At 63.9% G+C, this 18,172-nt stretch carries 14 protein-coding genes; 6 read left to right on the plus strand and 8 right to left on the minus strand.

The annotated features are described in order from the left end of the window. Positions 1 to 89: 89 nt before the first annotated feature. The 3 genes from BBJ41_RS22530 to BBJ41_RS22540 all read right to left on the minus strand — a co-directional run bounded on the left by BBJ41_RS22530 (position 90) and on the right by BBJ41_RS22540 (position 4,782). Positions 90 to 464, minus strand: a complete 375-nt coding sequence (locus tag BBJ41_RS22530; protein ID WP_236872130.1) for a BON domain-containing protein — start codon at positions 462 to 464, stop codon at positions 90 to 92. 113 nt (positions 465 to 577) lie between these two features. Continuing rightward, positions 578 to 1,516: a LysR family transcriptional regulator gene (locus BBJ41_RS22535; RefSeq protein ID WP_069748508.1), complete on the minus strand. Its 939-nt coding sequence runs from the start codon at positions 1,514 to 1,516 to the stop codon at positions 578 to 580. 500 nt (positions 1,517 to 2,016) lie between these two features. Next, positions 2,017 to 4,782: a winged helix-turn-helix domain-containing protein gene (locus BBJ41_RS22540; RefSeq protein ID WP_069748509.1), complete on the minus strand. Its 2,766-nt coding sequence runs from the start codon at positions 4,780 to 4,782 to the stop codon at positions 2,017 to 2,019. A 382-nt stretch (positions 4,783 to 5,164) separates the two neighbouring features. Between BBJ41_RS22540 and BBJ41_RS22545 the strand changes: the two genes are divergently transcribed. Next, positions 5,165 to 5,584 carry a nuclear transport factor 2 family protein gene (locus BBJ41_RS22545; RefSeq protein WP_069748510.1) on the plus strand — a complete coding sequence of 140 codons (420 nt, stop codon included), beginning with the start codon at positions 5,165 to 5,167 and terminating at the stop codon, positions 5,582 to 5,584. Between the two features lie 48 nt (positions 5,585 to 5,632). Here BBJ41_RS22545 and BBJ41_RS22550 read toward each other — a convergent pair whose 3' ends face one another. Then, on the minus strand, positions 5,633 to 7,300 hold the full coding sequence (locus BBJ41_RS22550) for a fatty acid--CoA ligase (RefSeq protein ID WP_069748511.1): 1,668 nt from the start codon (positions 7,298 to 7,300) through the stop codon (positions 5,633 to 5,635). A 419-nt stretch (positions 7,301 to 7,719) separates the two neighbouring features. On the opposite strand from BBJ41_RS22550, the gene hchA reads away from it, so the two are divergent. Beyond that, the gene (gene hchA, locus BBJ41_RS22555; protein ID WP_069748512.1) at positions 7,720 to 8,601 is read left to right on the plus strand and encodes a glyoxalase III HchA; all 882 of its coding nucleotides are present in this window, start codon (positions 7,720 to 7,722) and stop codon (positions 8,599 to 8,601) included. A 369-nt stretch (positions 8,602 to 8,970) separates the two neighbouring features. On the opposite strand, the gene BBJ41_RS22560 is transcribed toward hchA, so the two are convergent. Beyond that, entirely contained in the window at positions 8,971 to 9,822 is an 852-nt protein-coding gene (locus BBJ41_RS22560) for a LysR family transcriptional regulator (RefSeq protein WP_069748513.1), read from the minus strand. A gap of 135 nt (positions 9,823 to 9,957) precedes the next feature. Here BBJ41_RS22560 and BBJ41_RS22565 point away from each other — a divergent pair, with 135 nt between their 5' ends. Together BBJ41_RS22565 and gloA are read left to right on the plus strand one after the other, a co-directional pair. After that, the gene (locus BBJ41_RS22565) at positions 9,958 to 10,254 is read left to right on the plus strand and encodes a heme-binding protein (RefSeq protein WP_069748514.1); all 297 of its coding nucleotides are present in this window, start codon (positions 9,958 to 9,960) and stop codon (positions 10,252 to 10,254) included. Positions 10,255 to 10,291: 37 nt separating this feature from the next. Further along, positions 10,292 to 10,687 (plus strand): lactoylglutathione lyase, encoded by a 396-nt coding sequence (gloA, locus tag BBJ41_RS22570; protein WP_069748515.1) that lies wholly within the window; start codon positions 10,292 to 10,294, stop codon positions 10,685 to 10,687. 287 nt (positions 10,688 to 10,974) lie between these two features. Here gloA and BBJ41_RS22575 read toward each other — a convergent pair whose 3' ends face one another. After that, positions 10,975 to 12,069 carry a potassium channel family protein gene (locus BBJ41_RS22575; protein WP_069748516.1) on the minus strand — a complete coding sequence of 365 codons (1,095 nt, stop codon included), beginning with the start codon at positions 12,067 to 12,069 and terminating at the stop codon, positions 10,975 to 10,977. Positions 12,070 to 12,129: 60 nt separating this feature from the next. After that, on the minus strand, positions 12,130 to 13,464 hold the full coding sequence (locus BBJ41_RS22580) for an NAD(P)/FAD-dependent oxidoreductase (protein ID WP_069748517.1): 1,335 nt from the start codon (positions 13,462 to 13,464) through the stop codon (positions 12,130 to 12,132). Positions 13,465 to 13,688: 224 nt separating this feature from the next. Here BBJ41_RS22580 and BBJ41_RS22585 point away from each other — a divergent pair, with 224 nt between their 5' ends. Both BBJ41_RS22585 and BBJ41_RS22590 read left to right on the plus strand, forming a co-directional pair. Beyond that, complete coding sequence (locus BBJ41_RS22585) at positions 13,689 to 14,543, plus strand: helix-turn-helix domain-containing protein (protein ID WP_059240186.1); 855 nt, start codon at positions 13,689 to 13,691, stop codon at positions 14,541 to 14,543. Between the two features lie 123 nt (positions 14,544 to 14,666). Next, positions 14,667 to 16,334 (plus strand): ATP-binding domain-containing protein, encoded by a 1,668-nt coding sequence (locus BBJ41_RS22590; RefSeq protein WP_069748518.1) that lies wholly within the window; start codon positions 14,667 to 14,669, stop codon positions 16,332 to 16,334. Positions 16,335 to 16,382: 48 nt separating this feature from the next. Here BBJ41_RS22590 and BBJ41_RS22595 read toward each other — a convergent pair whose 3' ends face one another. Beyond that, positions 16,383 to 17,942 carry a methyl-accepting chemotaxis protein gene (locus BBJ41_RS22595; protein WP_069748519.1) on the minus strand — a complete coding sequence of 520 codons (1,560 nt, stop codon included), beginning with the start codon at positions 17,940 to 17,942 and terminating at the stop codon, positions 16,383 to 16,385. Positions 17,943 to 18,172: the final 230 nt, after the last annotated feature.

Consider the following 18,172-nt stretch of genomic DNA (forward strand, 5'->3'; position numbering starts at 1 on the left):
GATTTATTCTTCGAATACCGAACCATTCACGCTGCCGATCCCTCCGAATGCGAACATCCGGAGGGGCCGACAGCGTCAGGCACACCGCATCACTGCCCGCCTTCCATTCGCAACTCGAGCTTGCTTGTCACCGACGTGACGCCAGGCACCTGGCGAGCCGCCTCCACCGCGGCCTTGTCCTGCGACTCGTCCGTTATCATGCCGGCGAGCGTCACTTCGCCGGTCTTTGCCTTGGCGAACACCGTGACCTGTGCATTGCCGATGCCGGGCGCCTTCACGATCGCCTGCCGGACCTTCTTCGCGAACGTCCGGTTTTCCAGGCGCTCGGCCTTCTTCGCCGAGCGAGACGACGCAGCCGCCGGCTTGGCCGTTTGCGTGTCAGGGGTAGCGGATTGCGCGTAGCACGTTACGGACGTCAACGCGACAATGCCGGCAACAACGATCAAAAAACGTGACTTCATCATCCTCTCCTCAACAAGAACGAACGGGGAACTGCGGATTGCCGGGCGTCAGAATCGGGCACCCCCGGCGTGACGATTGCGTGGCGCCCGCGACTGCCGATTACAGTGCGCAGACCTTATGCAGCAATCGAATTCAATGCACCTTCGTCGGCTTCCAGCGCCGGCGAAAGCGTCATGCGCAGATGGTCGAGAAATGTCCGTATCTTCGCGTCCATGAACTGCCTGGATATGTACATCGCATAGACATCGAGCATCGTCAGGCGATAGCCCGGCAACACCCTCACGAGTTTCCCGCTTCGCAGATCGTCGATAACCGAATAGATGGCCAACGACCCGATACCCATTCCGGCACGCAACGCAATCGCCAGCGCTTCCGGTGCATTCGCCTGAAACGGGGCCGAGAGAACGGAGTGGGATATCACCTCGCCGCCCGCGCCATGAAGCAACCATGCGTCGTTCGAATCGGCGGGCGTGTCGAGGCGCAAACACGTATGGTCGGCGAGATCGGCCGGCGTCGTCGGGGTGCCATGTTGATCGAGATAGGCTTTCGATGCGACCAGCACGCTGTAGCATCTCCCGTAGGTGTGTGCGATGTACCCCGAATCAGGCAGGCTCGATGCCGTGACCACCGAAATATCGTAGCCGTCTTCCACCAGATTCGGCATCCTCTGTGAATAGGTGACGTCGACTGCAACCTCGGGATAGGCTGCTTGATAGGCAACGACTGCCTCGGTGACATGGCTCTGCCCCAGCCCGGGCATGGTATGTACGCGTAACCGCCCGTATGGCCGAACAAGCGCGTTTCTCGCCTCGGCATTCGCCTGGTCGACATCGCCAAGGATCGACAGCAGGCGATCGAAATAACGCCGTCCGCTGTCGGTCAGCGAAATCCGCCGGGTCGTTCGATTCAGCAGACGAGTCTGTGCATATTCTTCGAGACTAGCGACTGCCCGCGACACCTGTGCAATCGCGACATCGGTCTGTTTTGCCACTGCCGTAAAACTCCCGGCCTGGACCACACGCACGAATGTCCGCATGTTTTCGAGCATATCCATTTCGATTCATCGTCTATCACTGCCTGTCTACGCACGTAACGGAAATCCGGAAGTTTGCTTCTGAGCGCTGCAGGAGTGACGCCCGACATAACCATCTGGAGTTTTCGGCCGGAAGGACCGCGCCAGCGCAGTCCGGCCGGTAATCTGCCATTCCAGCAGCCGCCACACTTAACTCAATAGTCCGAATTGTCGAGCATTCTTCGCCAGGCGATCACCCCCCGCACGGGGGCTACTTGATCGTTCGTGCATGTGAGACGCTTGCGAAAGCGGGCGGACCGTCGTTTTCGACCGGTTGTTTTCCGCCCCTTTTGTGCAGGCCAGTGGGAGAATGCGACGGCTCGCGAACATCTGGACCGATCGCGTGCAACAGTCGCCGTATGACGTATCGCTCGTCACGCACCGCGACCTTCGCCACACCGCGCGCATTCACGCGCCGATCGACGAAATGGTGTCCTCATTTTCCGAGCCTCGACGACGTGGACCGGCACACCCTCCGCCGGTCATTCGTCATCGGGCCTCGAGCTCGACGGCTCACGCGCCAACCCGTTGCGTACGGCCTGGATGCGCGACGTGACATTCAGCTTCTCGAAGATATTCTTCAGGTGCCACTTGATCGTTTCCGGCGCAACACGGAGCGCACGGGCGATTTCCTTGTTCGATAACCCTTGCGCGACATAGTCGAGGATCTCGGCCTCCCGCGCGCTCAGGTTCCCGGGCAGGCCCGGCCGCGTGGCCGATGTCGTGCTGGACGTCCGCGTGGCGTCGAATGCGCGCGCTAGCTCCCGCAAATACCACGCGTTGACGGCCGGTAAGCGCCCGGCGCGCTTTAGCGCGCGCCCGACCATGCGCTCCACGGCTGCGCCTTCGTCGATGAACGTACGTACCAGCCCGTTGACCTGACCGTATTCGAGCGCTCGACCGAGTACATCGAGCGCTTCGTCTTCCTGGCCGGCCTGTTCAAGTGCTACAGCCCGCAACGTGGCGGCTTGCGCGGCGAACCACGCGAATCCACGCGCGACAAGCTCGTCATGCACGATTCCGATCGCCCGCTCGGCCTCGACCGCTTTCCCGTCCGCGAGCAACAGCCTGGCCCGCGCGGATTGCGCCATTTGCCACGTTTCCACGTAACTCGATGCCTCGTCCGGCGACGCTGCCGGCACGAGCGCCGCGAGCGCTTTGCCGACACGATTCGCCTGCGACAGTTTTCCGGCGCTCACATGGATCCGAATGCTGGTCGCCATGCACGCCACACGCAGTCGCAGCCATTGCCGGCTGCATGCGATGTGATCCGCGGCTTCGAGGATTTCATGGGCCCGCGCTTCGTGACCGGACTGAAACTCGATCAACGCCGCTGCCTGTATGAAACGCAGCAAGGGCCCGAGCGAGCATGCCTGCATCGCGACCTCGAAGCGATCTCGCTGGGCTTCCATGACCTTCGCCCAGTCGTTCCATTCGTAATAGATGGCCGACAGATAGCCGGCCGACAGCGCGGTCGCCGCCGACAAGTGCCCTGCGGACCGCTCGGCAAACCGCAGGGCGACCTCGAATGTCTTCGATGCATCATGCAAGCGACCGGAGACGAACTCTGCGAGACCGGACATGTTTTGCCGGTAAACGTTCGCATACAGCGGCTCATCTCCGGACATCGCACTTTCCGCGCGTGCTCTGAGCGCAAGCACATCATCGATGCGCCCCGCATAACTGAGCCCGAAGATCATCGTGGTTTGCCCGATCTGCTCTATCCACGATCCCGGCTTCGGGCTCGCATCCAGCACGCGCTCGCCCAGATTCAGCGATTCGACACTCCGGTCCGACAAACCTGCGATCAACGAGCGCACCGCAAGCAGTTCGGTCGCCATGACACCATCCATGTCGAAGCGGCCCGCATTCACGTCGGATTCGATCGACTCCAGCGAGCGGCGTGCGTCGACGATACTCATCGACAACGCCAGCGCCCACGTATGCGCAATCCTCAGCCGCAAGCGTCCGGTGACCGCGGGCGCCGGGAGGCGGGATACCCAGTCGAGCACCGTTCGCACGTCACTGGAAGCGATGAGCCTCATCGCGCACGTCTCGACCCAACTGGCGGCCGTGTCGAAATCACCGGCGGCAAGCGCATGCCGAACGGCATCCGGCCATTGCCGCTCGGCCGCATACCATTCGCTCGCGCGGCGATGGAGAGCGGCAACCGCGCCCGGCCGGCGCAATGCCAGCTCCTCTCGCAGATACTGCGAAAACAGCGCGTGATAGCGATAGTTCTGACGCCCTCCGTCAACCGACTTGATGAAGAGATTGTGGATACTCAACCATTCGAGGCAGTCCGCGGCGTCGTCACGATCCGTCAGCGCGTTGCACAACGAAGGCGTCATCTGCTCCAGCACCGCCGTGCACAGCAGGAAGTGGTGAACGGCCTCCGGTACGCGGGACATCACGTTCTCGTTGAGATAGGTGGCGATCCCGGCCCGCGCATGACTCACCTGTTCGGCGACGTGCGCCGCGTTGCTATCGTCGCGCAGTGCGAGCGCGGCCAGTTGCAAACCCGACACCCAGCCTTCTGTCGCGGCACGCAGGCGCTCGATGCTCTCCGCGTTGAGTTGCTTGCCTGCGATCCGGTCGAAGAACGATCGCGTTTCCGCTTCGTCGAAACAGAGATCGTCCGCGTCCACCCTCACCAGCTCGTCACGCGACTCGAAATAACTGAGCGGCAATGCCGGCGTGGATCGGCAGGCCAGCACGACGTGCACGTTCGACGGCGCGTAGCGCAACAACTCGAACATCGCATCGTGAATGACCGGCGATACGAGGCGATCGAAATCGTCGAGCATCAGGAATATTTCGACGCCCGCGGCTTCGAGCTCGTTGAGCAGCTCGTCGAACACGATCTTCAGCGGAATCAGCGCGCGGTCGCGCAGCAATCGCTGCGCACGGCCGCCGACCCCACCGGTGGCCTCGACGACGGCCGCGACGACATAGGATGCAAAGATCGACGCGTTGTCGTCGTCCTGGTCGAGACTCACCCACGCAACCTTGATATCCGTCGCGACGAGTTCTTTTCGCCACTCCGACAGCAGCGTCGTCTTCCCGTACCCGGCCGGGGCGCATACGAGTGTGACCCGGCGGTCGAGCGCCCGCACGAGCCGGCCGATCCTGGCAACGCGCGGTACGATTTCTCGTGCCGATGCCGGCATCAGCTTGGTACGCACCAGCACTTCGATCGCATCGGCGTCCGCAGGCATGGTCGACTCTCCGCTTTCCGTGGACGTCATCTGTTTCCTGTTCACTTGGTACGGTCTGCCCGCGTGGGCGGTAGCCCTCGGCCCACCTGCCCGACGCACTGCCAGGTTTCGATGCGCGGCAAATACAGCATAGCCATGCGACATCGGCCATCAACAGTAGGTGATGTCCGGACTGGCCAGTGCCGGAATCGTGGCGCATACCGGTCGAACGCGAGGGACCCGCATTGTTCTCGATCCGCCATCCGATGTTCAGCCCCCCATTTGGGGGGCTACCTCAATCGGGCAACTCATTCCATGCTACCCCGGCGGTCCCCCCATTGACGCCACCACCCACTTGCCCGGCCGCTGACGCGACCATTGGGCATCCGGTCGCCCCAAGCCGTTGAACCATCGTTACCGCCCGGGAGCTGTCATGAATTGCCGAGACATCGCGGAAGCATTTTTTGACCGCTACCGAAAGCACGACCTCGAGGGAATGCTAGCCCTGTTTGCGCCGAACGCCACCGTTGATTACGTGCCGATCGCCGCGACAGGCGCCGCGGCCGTACAGGGTTTGGCGATCTGGACAGCGCTGATCAATGCCTTTCCGGATTTGTCCAATGATATGGACGCCATCCATGCGGACGGAGCGGGACATCACGCGACTGTCGAGGTCACGATCCGCGGTACCCAGGCACAGGATTTCCTGGGCATCCGGCATCGCGGAAAATCGTTTTCGGTCAGGCACGCATTCGTGTTCCGGTTCGATGCCGAGGCCCGCATCACGAGGATTGCCGCCTACTGGGACAACGTCAAACTCTTTGAAGACCTCGGCAAAACGACGCTCGGATGACTCGACACGGATAACGGCCGCTCACCGCGCGGCCGATATCCGCGCAGCTCAGCCTGCCTGATAGCGCTCGCGCAATACGCGCTTGTTGATTTTGCCGACGCTCGTCTTTTCGATCGCATCGACGATGAGCAGCCTTTCCGGCACCGCGTATCGTGAGATCAATCCGCGATCGGCCACCTGCTTGACGTGCGCCTGCAATTCCGCGGAATCGACTCGCCCGACGTATTCGTCGGCCAGCACGACGAGCGCGAGCGGCCGCTCGCCCCATTTGGCGTCCTTGATGCCGATGACGGCAGACTCGCGTACGGCGGGATGCCGAGACAGAATGTCCTCGAGTTCCAGCGATGACACCCACTCTCCGCCCGTCTTGATCACGTCCTTGATGCGGTCCGTGATCTGCAGCCGGCCGTCCTTGTCGATTACGCCGATATCGTTGGTGTGAAGATAGCCGCCAGCCCACAGCGCCTGCGAGGCCGGCACGTCACCGAGATAGCCTTGTGTCGCCCACGGCATCCGCACGACGACTTCCCCCGCCGAGCGCCCATCGTGCGGCACATCGCGCAGATTCTCGTCGACGATACGCAAATCGACGAGAGGCAGCGGCACGCCCGTTCGTGTCCTGCGCGCGACGCCGTCGTCAGGCGTCCCGTCGGCGCCCGGTTGCGCTGAATCGACTTGCGCGATCGTCATGAGCGGGCACGTCTCCGACATGCCGTAACCCGTATAGACGTCGATGCCACGCGCGATCGCCGCGCGAGCAAGCCCCTCGGACAGCGGCGAGCCGCCGACGATTACTTTCCAGGAGGACAGATCGACCGCCGCCGACGACGGGCTGTCGAGAATCATCCCGAGCAAAGTCGGCACACAATGCGAGAACGTCACGGATTCGCGCTCGATCAGCGCAAGCAGCCCCTCCGCGGAATAGCGTCCCGGGTAAACCTGCTTGAGCCCGAGCGCAGTCGCAATGTACGGCATTCCCCACGCGTGCACGTGGAACATCGGCGTGATCGGCATGTAGACGTCATCCCGATGGATACGCCCGTGCTCGCGCGCACTCGACAACGCAGCCATTCCGGCCAGCGTGTGCAATACCAGTTGCCGATGCGTGAACGCCACGCCCTTCGGCAGGCCGGTCGTACCCGTCGTGTAAAACGTCGTCGCGCGCGTATGCTCGTCGAAATCGGGAAACGCGAAATCCGGCGGACTGGCGTCAACCAGATGCTCGTACTCGTCGGCAAACCCGTCCGGAACGTCGATCTCCCCGCCATCGGCGATCAGCACGAAGCGCTTCACCGTCTCGAGCCGGTCGCGAATGCTTGCGAGCATCGGCAGAAAGTCGCGATGCACCAGGGCAACCTGCGCGCCCGAGTGATTGAGGCTGTACAGCAGCTGATCGGGCGACAATCGCACGTTGGCGGTCATCAGCACCGCGCCCATCATCGGAATCGCAAAGTAGCATTCCAGATAGCGATGGCTGTCCCAGTCCATCACGGCAACGGTATCTCCGGCCTCGACGCCGATCGATGACAATCCGCTGGCGAGTTGACCGAGCCGATGGCGAAAGGTCCAGTAGTTGTGCCGCAACTGGTCGCCGTAGACGATTTCCTGCTCCGGCCGAGTCGCCAGCGGCGTGTGAAGCAATTGCTTGATCAGAAGCGGATACGTGTAGGCAGACGGCAACAGCGCTTCCCGGGATCGGGAATACGAAGGATTCATGAAGGTCTCCGTGAGCGGCCGACGTGGCGCAACGCAAGGTCACGGGCGACCGTGCAGGCCATTTTCGACGCTGGTTTGCGTCAGCCGCGATGACATTCAAGATACCGTACCGGCACTCGCCAAACACCCCCACATTTGGGGGGACAGGCCAACGCGTCGCAGTGCGTCGGCGATACGGCGAACCGTCACGCGTAACGCCGGCCCGTCGAGCGCGGACCCACCTGATCGGGGGGGCATTTAATCCCGGACCGTATTGTAAGATTTGCTCCGCACGCTCGTGCTGCCTGGCGGAGTCTTCGTCTTCGCCTCGAAGTGCAAAGGAAGCCATCCGAGCCGACTCACAGGCATCCGTCGGCTGAGCACGGCCGATCATCGAGTCCCAGTCGATTCCTGAACCCAGTCCAGTGAAAGGAGCAATCATGACCACCGAACTGCAGCAACCGGACAAGATGCCCTCGCCCGATCCCGCGGAGAACAACGCCTACTTCCCCTCTCCGTACTCGTTGTCGCAGTACACGTCCGCCAAGACCGACTTCGACGGCGCGCATTACCCGAACCCGTACAAGGGCGGCAAGTGGAAGGTGCTGATGATCGCGACCGACGAGCGTTATGTGCTGATGACGAACGGCAAGATGTTCTCGACCGGTAATCATCCGGTCGAGATGCTGCTGCCGATGCATCACATGGACAAGGCCGGCTTCGAAATCGATATCGCGACGCTTTCGGGCAATCCGGCAAAGCTGGAGCTGTGGGCCATGCCGGGTGAGGACGAAGCCGTTCAGAGTACCTACCGGAAATACCTGCCGAAGCTCAAAGTGCCGCTCAAATTGTCCGATGTGCTGGACCGGGACCTTGGCGCGGATTCGCCCTACATCGCGGTATTCATTCCCGGCGGTCACGGGGTGCTGGCCGGCATTCCGTACAGCACGGAGGTCAAGCGCACGCTCCAGTGGGCGCTCGACAACGACAGGCACATCATTACGTTGTGCCATGGTCCGTCGTGCTTGCTGGCTTCGGCCGTCGGTGAAAAGCCGGAAAACTATCCGTTCAGGGACTACGAGATTTGCGTGTTCCCGGATGCGCTCGACAAGGGGCCGAATCTGGATATCGGTTACATGCCGGGCCCGCTCCCCTGGCTCGTCGCCGAAAGCCTCGAGAAACTCGGTGTCAAGGTGTTGAACAAGGACATGACGGGCCGGTGCCACCAGGATCGAAAGCTGATCACGGGGGATAGCCCGCTCGCGTCGAACAACATCGGCAAACTGGCCGCTGCGGCACTTCTGAAGGAAGTGGGGAACTGACGCCGGCGGGCATCGCGGAATTGCACCGGTGCGTCGCGTCACCGGTGCAACTGAAGCCGCTCATCGACGCATACCAGGCATCGCTCACAGACATCCAATCAAAGAAAAGTAATGTGTCCCGCGCCCGGTTGAGCGCCAGCCTGACCTGATGCAAGCCACTCGGCGAATGCCGCGCACTCGCACAACACCCCGCCATTCTCGAAGTGTTGGAAGTCACGGAGCTGCATTGCGCAGCGCGTCTTCACGGCAGGTGCATTGGCGAACTTGGTATCGGCAACCTGCTACGCCCCTTCCAGCGAGAAGGCACCGTATCAGCATCGCGATGCGGATCGAACGCCTGATCGACATCAACGGGCTGCATATCTTCGGTCAATCCGGCAGGCAGTTGTCGATGAAGTCGGGAACAAGCGCGGAAGCCTGATGCTTGCGCCAGACGAAATAGGTATCGGCGGAGCCGATATCGTCAAGCTGATGAGCGCGCACCGAATAGCCGCGCTGGTAGGTCGCAAAAAAGCTGGCTGGTACGAATGCGAAACCATGGCCAGCCGCGACGCAAGCAAACATGATCGGATAGGACTCGATTTCGAGCACGGCGCGCGGTGTGACCTGGTTTCGGCTGATCCAGGCGTCGACCAGCTGACGATAGTAGCAACTCGTTCCGAACACATATAGCTCGTGCTCGGCATACCACTCGGCGGATACGCGACGTATCGCCTTCGGCGTGATCAGCATCAGCGATTCCCGAAAGGCTATCGAGCTTGCCAGCAGCGGATGATCGATCGGGCCGTCCGACACGATCACGTCGAGCTCACCGTCCACGAGCCGTCGTTCGAGCGCAAACGAATGTCCCGGATGGATGTTCAGCCTGACCCTCGGACGCGCGCGCCGATAGTTCGCGATATGCGGCGGCAGATGATTGCTCAGTACGGCATCGAGGGCGCCGACGTTCAGGCTGCCTGACGGTTGATTCCCCTCAAACAGTTGCTGCGTCTCGGAGGCGAGCGCGAGCAGCGTTCCTGCCTTCTCGTACAGAAGGCGCCCCTCCGGCGTGACGAACAATCGATTGCGCTCGCGTATGAACAAGGCGACGTTGAGTTGGCTCTCGAGCTCGCGCACGCGAATCGTGATGTTCGACGGAACGCAATTCAGTGCCTTGGCCGCGGCTGCAACGGTGCCGTGCTCGACGACCGCACAAAAGAACTTGATCTGGGAGAGCTTCACGGAGATCGCTCACTTTTTGTTAGTGATGTACTTATTTTAAGTTACTTTTCATGAACGACTCGTGCGCCTATCGTACGGCTTCGGTGGTCGGGATGCCCCGATCATCGAATTTCATCCTTACTTCTCGAGGCTCGCATGACCTATCACGTTCTGGTGCAATTCGACGTTCCTTCCGACAAGCGCGAAGCCTTCGCCGAGGCGGGGTTGTTCGATGCGAAGGGTTCGCTCGCGAAGGAGCCCGGCACGCTTCGGTTCGAAGTGATCCGTGACGAACACAATCGCAATCGCTTCTATCTGGACGAAGTGTATGAGAACGAGGAAGCGTTCCAGCAGCACTGCCGCAACGACACGATCAAGAAGTTCTTCGACCTGATCGACAGCTACGCATTCGGGCCCGTCTTCCTGTTCAAGGGCTATCGCGTCGAAGGCTGACTCGGTCGTTTTTTCAATAGCGTAGAGAGATCAATTCATGCGTGTTTTACATACCATGCTGCGCGTTTCCGATCTGAATGCGTCGCTGCAGTTCTATCACGACGCGCTCGGAATGCGGGTGCTGCGGCAGAAGGAGTACCCGGACGGACGTTTTACGCTTGCCTTCGTCGGATATCGGGATGAGCGTGAAGAAGCTGCGATTGAACTGACCTACAACTGGGACCGTCACGCTTACGAGCACGGCGATGGTTATGGTCACGTCGCCATCGAGGTCGACGACGCTGCGGACGTGACACGTCTCGCAAAAGCGCTCGGTTATCGCGTCACGCGTGAGGCGGGGCCAATGCAGCATGGTCGAACGGTGATCGCATTTCTCGAGGACCCCGACGGATACAAGATCGAGTTGATCCAGAAAGGAACGCAGTTCGACTGAAGCCGTTTCCGGCACGGCAGGAACACTGCGAGCGTGTCGTGACGCGCCCCACCAGGGGCGTTATCCGCTGCTATCGGCACGCGCTGTTGAGGAAATGCCGAGGCCACTGCCCGCTCATCCCGAGCGGGCGAACACGCGCGTCCGCCGACCAGCGAAGATCAGCATGGATCGATGTTGCCCTCGGGCACCTGCATGGCGTCTACACATTCATAAAAAGACAACGATCCACCTGACACACGAACACACGAATCATTGGGTTATTTCAATTTCCCGGGATTCATGCACCATCAAACATCCGGGTCCGGAATCCTCGCCGACTGGATCACGACCAGCGTATCCCCCGCCTCGATCCTGCACGGCGGGTCCTCGTAAAAGGAATGAATCTTCCCGCAGCGATCGAGCCCGACGATGATCGCACCCGGCACGACGTTCGTCATGCAGCCGATCTCGTGCGGCAACGCCTCACGCTCCAGCAGCGTCGCGCGTCCACGCGTCGACAGCATGTCGTTCACGAACGGCACGATGTAGCGGCTATGCACCGCGTCCGCGAGCAGCAGCGCGCCGATCTTCGTCGACGACACGATCACGTCCGCGCCGGCCTGCCGCAGTTGCCGCTGGTACAGGTTCTCCTGGATCCGCACGACGATCTTCGTATCGGGCGCGATGCTGCGCACCGACAGCGTCAGCAGGATCGCGGTCGGATCGTCGGTCACCGAAATGATCACGGCCTTCGCCGCGCGCACCTGCGCCTGCTGCAACAGGTCCTCGTGCGCGGGATCGCCGAGCAGCCCCGTTACGCCGAGCGACGTCGCGGCCTCGAGCGCCTGCTGCTGCGAATCGATCACGATGATCGTCGCGGCATCGACGCCGCTCTCGAGCAGCTCGCGCACGGCGATCGACCCCGACAGGCCGTAACCGCACACGACGATGTGATCGGACAGTTGTTTTTGCAGGCGTTTCATGCGGAATTCCTCGATGACGCGCTGGATCACGAACTGATACGCCGTGCCCAGGAAAATGAACCAGATGACGATGCGGATCGGCACGATGAAGAACGCATCGATCAGGCGCGCCCGCGCGGTGACGGGCACGATGTCGCCGTAGCCGACCGTCGCGACCGTGACCATCGTGAAGTACACGAGATCGGCGACGGTCATCGGCGTGCTCTTGGTCGAATCGCGCAGGCCGTCGCGATCGAGATACAGCACGAGGAACGCGAGCACGCACAACAGCACGACCGCGCCGATGCGGAACAGCAGCGTGCGCCGCGGCGACGTCGCGGGACGCGTGAACAGCGTGCGTGTGCGCGGCGCCTGCCACGGGTTGCGGGCGCGACGCAGGCGTGAGCGCAACGAACGGCGCTGGTCGGAAGGCGTTGCCAACGGGGAATCTCCTGAAGGATGCGGGCTCGATTCTACGATGGGAATGCCCCGCGCCGGCCGTTACAGCATGCTGCGCGGCCGCACCATCGTCCCGTCGACGAAACGCTGTGCGCGAAACGCGTGCAGATCGAGCGACGGCGCGCCCGTGTCGATCCATTCCGCAAGCAGCCGGCCGACGATCGGCCCCATCGCGAAGCCATGACCGCAGAACCCCGTCGCGATCGCGAGCCCCGCCGGCGTGCCCGGCGCATCGATCACCGGAATGCCGTCGGGCAGCACGTCGATCAGGCCGGCCCACGCCTCGACGATCTGCGCGTCCTTCAGCGCGGGAAAGATCGTCTTGAGCTTCGCGAGCGCGCGCGGCGCATGCGCGCGGTTCGGCTGCGGCTGCGGATCGCGCGGCTCGATCGGCCCGGCCGCGCCGTTGATGCGCTCGAGTGCATCGCGCCACGCGGCCGAATTCAGGTGCAGCCGGAATTTGTCGCGCTGCGACCAGAACTCCGGCCAGAAGAGGCTCAACCCGCGCAGGTGGCCGAGCGTCAGGTCGACGTCGACCTGCATGTCGTCGGCGAGATTGATCGCGCCGTTCTTGCGCTGCCGGATACCGAGGCCGTGCCCCCAGACCGTTGCCGCCGACACCGGGGGCACCACGTTGGTGCGCATGCAGGTGCCGCGCACGGCTTGCTGCGGCAGGCGGATGCCGACGCCGTCGAGCAGCCGGAAACTGGTCGCGCCCGCCGCGCAGATCACGCGCCGCGTGCGGATCGTGCCGCGCTCGGTCGCGACGCCGACGACCGCGCCGCCGGCCGTCTCGATCGCGGTCACGCCGCAACCCTCGAAGAAGCGCGCGCCGGCTTCCGTTGCGCGCGCGGCGAACGCCGCGGCCACGCGGCGCGGCTCGGCCTGCCCGTCGGTCGCGGTGTACAGCCCGCCGAGCGTGCGCGCCTGCGGCGACAGGCCGCTGACGCGCGCGTCGATCTGCGCGCGCGTCAGCGTGCGCGTGTCGAGCCCGTGCTCGTGCGCGACCGCGAGCCAGGCCTGGAACGAGGTCCAGTCCGTTTCGTTGTCCGCAATATAGAGACAGCCGCCCTGCCGCCATTCGAGATCGAAACCGAGCGTTTCCTCTAAATTTTCCCAGATCCGCATGCCGGCCATCATCAACGGCACCTCGGCGGCTTCGCGGCCCTGCTGTCGAACGAAGCCCCACGCGCGCGTCGACTGCTGCCCGGCGATGCGCGACTTGTCGAGCACGACGGCCTTCAGGCCGCGCAGGCCAAGGTAGTACGCGGCTGCGCAGCCCATGATGCCGGCGCCGGCGATCACGACATCGGCTTCGGCCGGGAACGCCGCTTCGGCGCGGGTCAGGGCATCGTGCAGCGGATAGGTTGTCGTCATTGTTTCCTGTAGGGCGCTAATGCGTCGAAATACGGCCGGCTGCGGTAACGTCGTGACACACCTTTCACACAAACGCACCTTTCGCCACACTGAATGACGACCATTTTGCGGTAAAGTTATCTTTTCCGCGCGTGGCCGGTCGGCTCGCCACTGGACGTCATGAAGACTGTCCGTCGAGACTGCCGCAAGGCGTCGTTCTGAACGTCACGATCCGTTCCCGTAGCATGACCACTGAAGCAATCACCACGGATTCCCTCGCGGTTGCCGAGCGCGTGCGCGAGCTGATGACCCGCAACGGCATCGGCAAGCGCCAGCAGACCACCGAACTCTGCCGCATCCTCGACCTGAGTTTCTCCCAAGGCCATCGCAAACTGCGCGGCAGCAGCCCCTGGACGCTCTCGCAGATCAAGAAAGTCGCCGAAGCGTACGGCGAGCCCGCCGCGCAGCTGTTCGGCGCGCAGACGCTCGACCCCGGCATGGTCGGCGCGTATTCGCAGGAGGCCGTCCTTTACGCGGGCGTCGCCGAGATTCCGTGCACCGCCTGGATCGGCGCGCCGCTCGAAGCCGGCGCGCGTCCCGAGTTCGTCGCGTACGAGCAGAACGGCCGCTGGCGCGTGCTGCGCCACACCGGCGTGCTGTACCAGAACGCGTACGACGTGCACAAGATCGAAATCTATCCGCGCCGCGCGGAGAGCGACAAGCTCGTCGTCGCGGTGATCGACCCCGATCGCGTCAGCGCAACCGAGCTGTGCCGCTATCTCGAACGGCAGGGTTTCGCGACGGCCGCGTTCGACGGCCTCGCGCCGTTCGTCGACGCGCTGCAGGGCCAGGCCTTCGATGCCGTGCTGACCGAATGGCTGTTCGACGACAGCACGGCCGCCACCGCGATCAAGGCCGTGCGCACGTCCGACAACCCCGGCGCGCCGATCTTCGTGCTGACGGGCGACCTGCTCACCGGCCGCGCGAGCGAGGCCGACATCAGCGAAGTGATCCGCGCGTTCGACGTCGTCTGCTACGAAAAGCCCGCGCGCATGGCGATCCTCAGCGCCGATCTCGCGAAACGGCTCGCGCGCGGGTAATTTCCGCCGCGCCGTTCCTCCTCCGGACGGCCAACGTCCGCGCGGCATGGCGGTCGCGAACAGGTTCCTCAGTACAATAGCTGCACCTGTTCACGCCCACGCCGGCATCCGCCGCCCGACTCCATGGCCCGCCTCATCCCCGACGACTGGAAAAGCCTCGCCGCGACCGGCGCGGCCGAACGCGAGCGCGAAACGCTCGCCGCGCTCGAACACGCGCTGCCCGATACCTACACCGTGTATCACGGCGTGCACTGGACGCGCGCCGACCAGGGGTTCTCGGTGTTCGGCGAAGCGGCGTTCGTCGTCGTGAGCCCGGCCGGCCGCGTGCTGCTGATCGAGCAGAAAGCCGGTTTCCTGCGCGAAACGCCGAAGGGGCTCGTGAAGGTCTACCTGCAGACCGAGCGTAATGTCGCGATCCAGCTCGCACGCACGCAGGAAACGCTGCACCGGCGGCTGACCGCCGCGCTCGGCGCGGGCGTCTACGGTGTCGAGGCGCTGCTGTACTGCCCCGACTACTCGATCCGCCAGGCGTCGATCGCCGGCGTCGCGGCCGATCGCATCGTCGATGCGTCGCGCAAGGCGCAGCTCGCACAGGTGATCCTGCAGATCCTGCCCGAGGACGACGAACGCCTTCCGAACACACCGAAGCTCCACCATTTCCTTGCGGACGAACTGGCGCTCACGCCCGACACGAGCGCGCTCGTCGGGCAGGCCGGCACGCTCGTCACGCGGCTGTCGGGCGGGCTCGCCGCATGGGCGCGCCAGCTCGAATTCGCGCCGTTCCGGCTGCGCGTCACCGGCACGGCCGGCTCCGGCAAGACGCAACTCGCGGTGCAGGTCATGCGCGATGCCGTCGCGGCCGGCAAGCGCGTGCTCTACGTATGCTTCAACCGGCCGCTCGCCGACTACATCGCGCGCATCGCGCCGCCCGGCGCGAAAATCGCGAACTACCACCAGCTGTGCGACTGGGTCGCGCGCGACGGCGGTTATACGCCCGACTTCCAGACGCCCGGCGAATTCGAGCGGCTCGAGGCGCGTTTCGCGCAGGCACCCATTCCCGGGCACTGGCAATTCGACGTGCTGGTCGTCGACGAAGGGCAGGATTTCCATGCGCCGTGGGCCGCCGCACTGGAACGCCTGCTGGCGCCGGAAGGCGCGTGGTGGTGGCTGGAAGATCCGCTGCAGAACCTGTACATGCGCGAGAGCGTCGCGCTGCCCGGCTGGGTCACGCTGAAGGCGCTCACGAACTACCGCAGCCCGCGCGACCTGCTCGAATTCGTGCGCGACGTGGTCGGCCGCGTCGAGCCGCTCGCGGCCGAGCTGCGCTCCGGCAGCCCGTTCGACGGCTCCGATCCGTCGGTGTCGGCCTATGGCGAAGCAGGCGCGTCGGGCGACGCATTGAACGAAGCCTGCATCGATGCGACCAAGCGCGCGATCACGCATGCGCTGTCGCTCGGCTTCCGCAAGCAGGACATCGCGGTGCTGTCGTATCGCGGCCGTGAAGGCTCGGTGCTCGCGCCGCTCGACCAGCTCGGCCCGCACCGGGTGAAGAGCTTCACCGGCAAGTACGACCTGTTCGGCAACCCCGAATATCGCGAAGGCGACGTGCTGCTCGATTCGATCTACCGCTTCAAGGGCCAGTCGGCGCCGTGCGTGATCCTCACCGAGGTCGACTTCGATACGCTCGACGCGCGCGCCGCGCGCAAGCTGTTCGTCGGCGCGACGCGCGCGACGATGAAGCTGCTGATCGTTGCGTCGTCACGCGCAGCTGCGCAGCTCGAGGCCGCCTGACGCAGCGGGCGGCCTGCGAGCGCTCGGCCCGCCACCGCCCGCCGTCGATCACGCCACCTGGAACGCGCCCACCGCGCGGCGCAGCCCGTCGGCCTGTTCCTCGAGCGAAGCCGCGGCGGCCGCAGCCTGCTCGACGAGCGCCGCATTCTGTTGCGACACCTGGTCCATCTGCGACACCGCGCGGTTCACCTGCTCGATCCCGTCGCGCTGTTCGCTCGATGCGGCCGCGATCTCCGTCATGATGCCCGTCACGCGGCCGATCGCCAGTTGAATGTCCTGCATCGTCGTGCCGGCCACACCGACGAGCCGCGAGCCGGTCGCGACACGCTCGACCGATTCGCCGATCAGCGTGCGGATTTCCTTCGCCGCGGATGCCGAGCGTTGCGCGAGCGTGCGCACCTCGCCCGCGACCACCGCGAAACCACGCCCCTGCTCGCCCGCGCGCGCGGCTTCCACCGCCGCATTCAGCGCGAGGATGTTGGTCTGGAACGCGATACCCTCGATCGTGCCGATGATGTCGGCGACCTTCTGCGAGCTCTGGTCGATCTCGTTCATCGTGCCGATCACCTCGCCGACCACCGTCGCGCCGCGCGTCGCGATCTCGCTCGCGCTGTCCGCGCAGGCCTGTGCTTCGAGCGCATTGTCGGCGTTCTGCTTCACGGTTGCCGTCAGCTGCTCCATGCTCGCGGCCGTCTCCTGCAGCGCGGACGCCTGTTCCTCGGTGCGCTGCGACAGGTCGGTGTTGCCGGCTGCGATCTGGTGCGTTGCCGTCGAGATCGCCTCGGAACCCTGGCTGACCTGGCGCACGGTATCCGCCAGGCTGCGCTGCATGCCCGTCACGCCCTTCACCAGCTCGGCCATCTCGTCGCGTGACGACCAGCGCACTTCCGAGGTCAGGTCGCCTTCCGACAGGCGGCGGAAATGCGACAGCAGCCGGTTCACCGGCTGCGTGATCGCGAAATGCAGGCCGATCGCGCAACCGAGGCACGCGGCCAGGCCGAACGCGATGCCCGCGATCGCACCCGCGCGCATCCAGCCGTAATAGGTCTGCGCCGTGTCGTACACGTCCTTGCCGCGCGCGACCTGGTACGCATCGAGCGCATCGGTCGCCTGCGTGAGCGCGACCGACAGCGGCGGCGCGACCGTCATCAGCAACCGGTCGGCTTCGTCGCGCCGGCCGTCGCGGATCGCGTCGATCATCGGCTTCAGCGCCTGCCCGATCAGCGCCTGGCGCGCGGCGTCGAGGCGGCTCGCGAGCGGCCCCTCGTCGCCTTCGTGCGGCATCGCCGCGTAGTTGCGCCAGGCCGCGTCGGCCTTCGCGAGATAGTTCTCGGCCTTCTTGACGAGATCGGGCACTTCCGGCGCTTCCGGATGCAGCAGCGCACGGTCGAGCGTCGTGCGCACGATCGTCAGGTTCAGGCTCGCCGCGGACAGCGCGGTCTTCGCAGCCAGCTGCTGCGTATAGGCCTCGTCGAGCGCGCGGTTCGAGCTTTGCATGCCGGCGAGGCCGATCAGCCCCGACACGACGAGCAGCGCGGCAACGAGACCGAGCGTGGAGAAGATCCGCGTACGGATCGAGAAACGGGAAAACAGGGCGTTCAGGTTCATGACGGACGTGGGCGATGAAAAGTGACGCGGCAATCGGTCCGCGGCACTCTGGATTACGGTTTGCCTGCAAAAAACTTGAGTGTGTCCCTGCTTTCCGGCTGATCCCGGTCAATTTTTCGCGTCGGCAATCTCCTGTTACGGCTGCAACATATCGAGGCTGGGCAGAAATTGACCAGGCAATCATTCATCGCTATATTTCGGATCAAATCCCTGCCATGGCAGATATCTCG

The organism is Burkholderia stabilis (assembly GCF_001742165.1).
GTDB classification, from domain to species: Bacteria; Pseudomonadota; Gammaproteobacteria; order Burkholderiales; family Burkholderiaceae; genus Burkholderia; species Burkholderia stabilis.